Annotated in this window: 4 protein-coding genes; 1 reads left to right on the forward strand and 3 read right to left on the reverse strand. The window is 71.0% G+C overall.

The annotated features are described in order from the left end of the window. Nucleotides 1-102 precede the first annotated feature (102 nt). Nucleotides 103-972, reverse strand: a complete 870-nt coding sequence (locus tag AB0J68_RS28275; protein ID WP_355066444.1) for an LLM class F420-dependent oxidoreductase — start codon at nt 970-972, stop codon at nt 103-105. A 567-nt stretch (nt 973-1,539) separates the two neighbouring features. On the opposite strand from AB0J68_RS28275, the gene AB0J68_RS28280 reads away from it, so the two are divergent. Further along, nucleotides 1,540-2,040, forward strand: a complete 501-nt coding sequence (locus AB0J68_RS28280) for a winged helix-turn-helix domain-containing protein (protein ID WP_355066443.1) — start codon at nt 1,540-1,542, stop codon at nt 2,038-2,040. Nucleotides 2,041-2,219: 179 nt separating this feature from the next. Here the strand turns inward: AB0J68_RS28280 and AB0J68_RS28285 are convergent, their stop codons facing one another. Then, nucleotides 2,220-2,486, reverse strand: coding sequence for a hypothetical protein (locus tag AB0J68_RS28285; RefSeq protein ID WP_354861845.1), 267 nt, complete (start codon nt 2,484-2,486; stop codon nt 2,220-2,222). 265 nt (nt 2,487-2,751) lie between these two features. Then, nucleotides 2,752-3,930: a helix-turn-helix transcriptional regulator gene (locus tag AB0J68_RS28290; protein ID WP_354861846.1), complete on the reverse strand. Its 1,179-nt coding sequence runs from the start codon at nt 3,928-3,930 to the stop codon at nt 2,752-2,754. Nucleotides 3,931-4,192 lie beyond the last annotated feature (262 nt).

The raw sequence follows: 4,192 nt of genomic DNA on the forward strand, positions 1-4,192 counted from the left end.
CCGCTTCGGCGGGAGGGCGGCCCTCGTCGTCGTGGGCGAGCAGCCGGTCGATCGCCGCAGGCGGCTCGTCGACCACGCGCGCCTAACCCAACCCGTTCCGTGTCAGCCGATGTCGGCCAGCCGCGGCAGCACCTCGTCGCCGAGCCGCCGGGCGAACTCCACGGGGTGCCGGTCCGGCGTGACCTGCACCTCGGTGACGCCGAGCGCGGCATAGTCGGACACCTCGGCGAGGAACGCGTCGAGATCCTCCAGCGGCGGCTTGGAGGCCAGCACGGTCTTCTCGATGCTGTCGTAGTCGCGGCCCTCGGCGGCGCAGTGCCCGCGCAGCACGTCCAGCTTGTGCGCGATCCCCTCGGCGCCCGTGCCGAACAGGTTGCAGGCGTCGGCGTACCTGGCGACCAGCAGCAGCGTCTTCTTCTCGCCGCTGCCGCCGATCATGATGGGCGGGTGCGGACGGCGCAACGGCTGGGGCGAGTTGATCGTCTCCGTGAGCTGGTAGTGCCGCCCGTCGAACGGCCCGTTGTCGTCGCTGAACATCTGCCGGCAGATCCGCAGCGTCTCCTCCAGTCGCTCGAACCGCTCGGCGACCGGCACCACTGGCACGCCGAGCCCCCGCTGCTCCCGCTCGTACCAGGACGCCCCGATGCCGAGCCGGGCCCGGCCCCCGGAGAGCACGTCGAGGGTCGTCACGGTCTTGGCCAGCAGCCCCGGATAGCGGTACATCACGCCCGTGACCAGCACACCGAGCGTCATTCGACGGGTCTGCGCCGCGACGAAGCCCAACGTCGTGTACGCCTCCAACATCGGCTCCTCGGCCGGGGCCAGCGCCTCCATCTGGAAGAAGTGGTCCATGACCGTGAACGAGGCCACGCCGGCCTGGTCGGCGATGGTCGCCGCCTCGGTGAGGGTCGGCGCGATGGCGGCCGGATCGGCCGGAGTCGAGAAAGTCCAGTAGTGCAGCCCGAGCTTCATGTTCGGCACCTCCGCGATCGAGCCTAGTAGTGGTCGGCCGCGTGCCCGACGCTTCGCCGCGAAGATGGTCTGGTCGGTGTCCAGCGACCCGCCGGACGAACAGCACGCCGGTGAGCACCCGGGCGAGCAGGAAGCAGACGGCAGCTCCGAGCAGCCGGAGACCGGGCGGCGCGGCGACGCGACCGGACGACAGCGCCCGCGCGGAGCCGGACGACAGCGCCCGCGCGGAGCCGGGCGACGACCGACCGACGGGGTACGACGATCCGTGGGACACGTCGACCATGCTCGTCCCGCCAGGTCCGGACGCCGTCCGTGGATTGTCTTCGTTCTGTCACAACCGCCGGTCACCATTGGAAAAAAGCGGCGATCCCGCTCTCCGAACCCCCCTTGTTGTCGCCAAGCCGTCCGCACGGCTGTGACCTCGACCGTCATTCACATGCTTACATGCAACTATGTTTCACCCAGCCGAGACGAGCCACCACTAGGGTCAGGACGCCGATCGATGGTCGTCCTCGGCGGTGCGAAAACCATCCGGAGTGTTCGTGGGGAACCGGAAGGGGTTGGGCAATGCAGGGAATTCCGGTCGCCTCGCTGGTCATCGGCATCGCGTCCTCGCCGGCTGAGCGCCGGCAGTTGGCCCGTCTGCTCGGCGGGACCGACGCCTTCCTGATCGTCTCGAACGTCGACCAGGCACGGGAGTTCCTCGGGGTGGGCGAGCTGCCCCCCGTACCTCCTCCCGTCCCGGCCGTGCGCACGGAGGCCGCGCCACGCCCGCAGCCGCCGCCGGATCTGAGCGTCGACTCCGACCGCCGGGTGGTGTGCTGGCGCGATCAGGAGATCGACCTGACCCGGCTGGAACACGACGTCCTGCTCTGCCTCGTCGACGCTCCCGGGCAGATCTGGACCTACGAGCGACTGCACCTCAAGGTCTGGGGCAACCGGCACCTCGGCCGTGGGTCCGACATGCATTCGGTCGTCCGTCGGGTGCGCCGCAAGCTCGCCCGGCTGGACGCCGCCGCCACGATCCACGCGGTCCGCGGCGTCGGCTTCCGGCTCGCCCCCGTCTGACACACCGCGCCGACGAGCACCGGGGAGAAACAGGTCGTGGGCGACGAGCTGACCGAACGCCTCCGCCCACTCCCGGCAGCGGCCCCGCGTCCCGCAGACCGGGCAGCGACCGGCAACGGCCTGGTGCTCGATGAGGGTCCGCCGCCACCGCGCCTCCAACCGGGCGAGCGTGGGGGCGGTCATGGCCTCGCACCGGCCGCTGCGGCGGCAAGAACGTCGACGCTGACCAGCACCTCGAAGCAGAACGGCTGCGAGCAGTCGGCGGACTCCCACGCACAGTCCGGGCCGTGGCCGTACACCCAGGCGAAGCGCGGGTCATGAGATTCGTGGACGGACACGATGACGATGTCGTGGTGTGTCTGGCCCTCGATGCCAGGGCTGGGCTGCCACTCGGTAGGCCGCACCGACATCCGGGTGCCGGGGCCGGGCATCTGCCGGGCGGTCACCGGACCGACCCGTCGTAGTGGTGAGCTGGTCGGCCGGTCAGAGTGGATACCAGTTTGCGGATCATCGCTCGCCCCTCGCCTCCGGAGCAGAGTCGGCCGGTCATATCCGGCACGGCGCCCCTGCCCTCCCTGGCGGGACCGGCGGCGCTGAGCGCCCACATCACGTCCGACAGCACACCGGCCACTGATCCCGTAAACATGACGCTACGGAGGGTTGCCTGCGGTCAGGAGGACGCGGCTGTCCGCCGTCAACCGATCCTGTCCGCTACTCGCCCGTGCTGGTCCGGTCGAACTGCTCGTACACGTCACGCAGGTCGGCAGCCTCCGGTGCGCCCGTCCGCTCGACCCGGCGCAACACCTCCCGCGCCCGCCACCAATTCGACGGCACCACTCGCCCCGACGCGACCGCCTCCGCGGCGAACACCGACGCCTCATCCGGTCGTCCGGCGGTCACCAACGCCAGCCCGAGGTCCAGTCGAGCCGATGCCGCCCGCCGGGGCCGCTCACCGCCGTCGCCGCGCGGATCCAGGTGGGCCAGCACGGACCGCGCGACCCGCTCGGCGGCGGGGTCACCTGCCCACGCCAGCGTCGTCGCCGCGTACGCCTCAGCCTTTGCCGGGTCGTACCGGTAGTGGTGCTCCGCCCGTTCCGGGACAGGCAGGTTCGCAGTCAAGCGTTCCACCCGGTCCAGTGCCCGACGCGTCTCACGGACCGCGCCCATCCGCGCCCATGCCCGCGCCTCCTGCGCGGTCGCCTGAATGTGCGCGGAGCTGCCGACAGGCGCCACCTGTTGCGCCTGCCGCGACAGGTCCAGGGCACCCCGGTAGTCGCCGAGGGTCAGCACCTCCCACGCCCGCGTCTCCAGACACCAACCCTGAATCTCCGGATGCTCGGCGTGGCCGGCGAGCCCGGATGCCGCGGTGAGGTGCGCGGCGGCGGCGCCCGGCTGTTGCAGGTCGATGTGCACGGTGGCCCTCAGTACGGCCAGCCAGCCGCCCGCGACGACGAGACGCCGTTGCTGGGCGAGGGTGACCCGGCCGCCGAGTAGTCGGGTGACATAGGCGAGGTGCTGACGCACCATCGGCAGCAGGTCGACCGGCGCGGTCGTGGGGTACAGGCTGGCGAGGTCGTCCACGCCTCGCTCGATGCGGGCGAGGGTTTCGGCGCTGACGTCGCAAGCAGCGACCCGCCGGAGCAGTTCGTCGGCTTCGGCTTCGTGGTCGACGGGCGCGCGCACGAGGCGGACAAGAGCACCGTTGGCGTGCAGTGCCTGGTCAAGGTGCTGGGCGGTTTCCACGGTGGGTGCCTTGCTGCCGGCCTCAAGTTCGTGCAGGTGGCTCTTGCCCCGGTGGGTGAGCTGACCGAGGGCCCGCAGGGACAGCCCGGACTGCTCGCGGAGCTGACGAAGCGTGTTGCCGAAGCGCGGGTCGACGTGGGACGTCATGGCTGTGCTCCCAGGTAGCGGTCTGGGGGGTGGGCCGCCCACCGCTACAACCGGCGGCACCACCAGCGCTCACGCTACCCGCAGTATCGCGTCCGGTCACCCATCGCTGTAGCGCAACGACCGGCTCGCCAGGAGCGCTCCTGACCGGCCGATCGAAGCTGGTCCGGGCCCCCATGTGGATGACACAGCGGGCCCGCTCGGGTGTGCGACCCCACAGGTTTAAGCAACCCGTTGGGGCCAAAACCAAGATAGACCACGCCGG

The organism is Micromonospora sp. NPDC049580, from assembly GCF_040675595.1.
Taxonomy (GTDB): Bacteria; Actinomycetota; Actinomycetes; order Mycobacteriales; family Micromonosporaceae; genus Micromonospora.

Coding starts and splice junctions, on each gene's coding strand:
- AB0J68_RS28275 (WP_355066444.1), bottom strand. CDS start 972: ATGAAGCTCGGGCTGCACTACTGGACTTTCTCGACTCCGGCCGATCCG.
- AB0J68_RS28290 (WP_354861846.1), bottom strand. CDS start 3,930: ATGACGTCCCACGTCGACCCGCGCTTCGGCAACACGCTTCGTCAGCTC.
- AB0J68_RS28280 (WP_355066443.1), top strand. CDS start 1,540: ATGCAGGGAATTCCGGTCGCCTCGCTGGTCATCGGCATCGCGTCCTCG.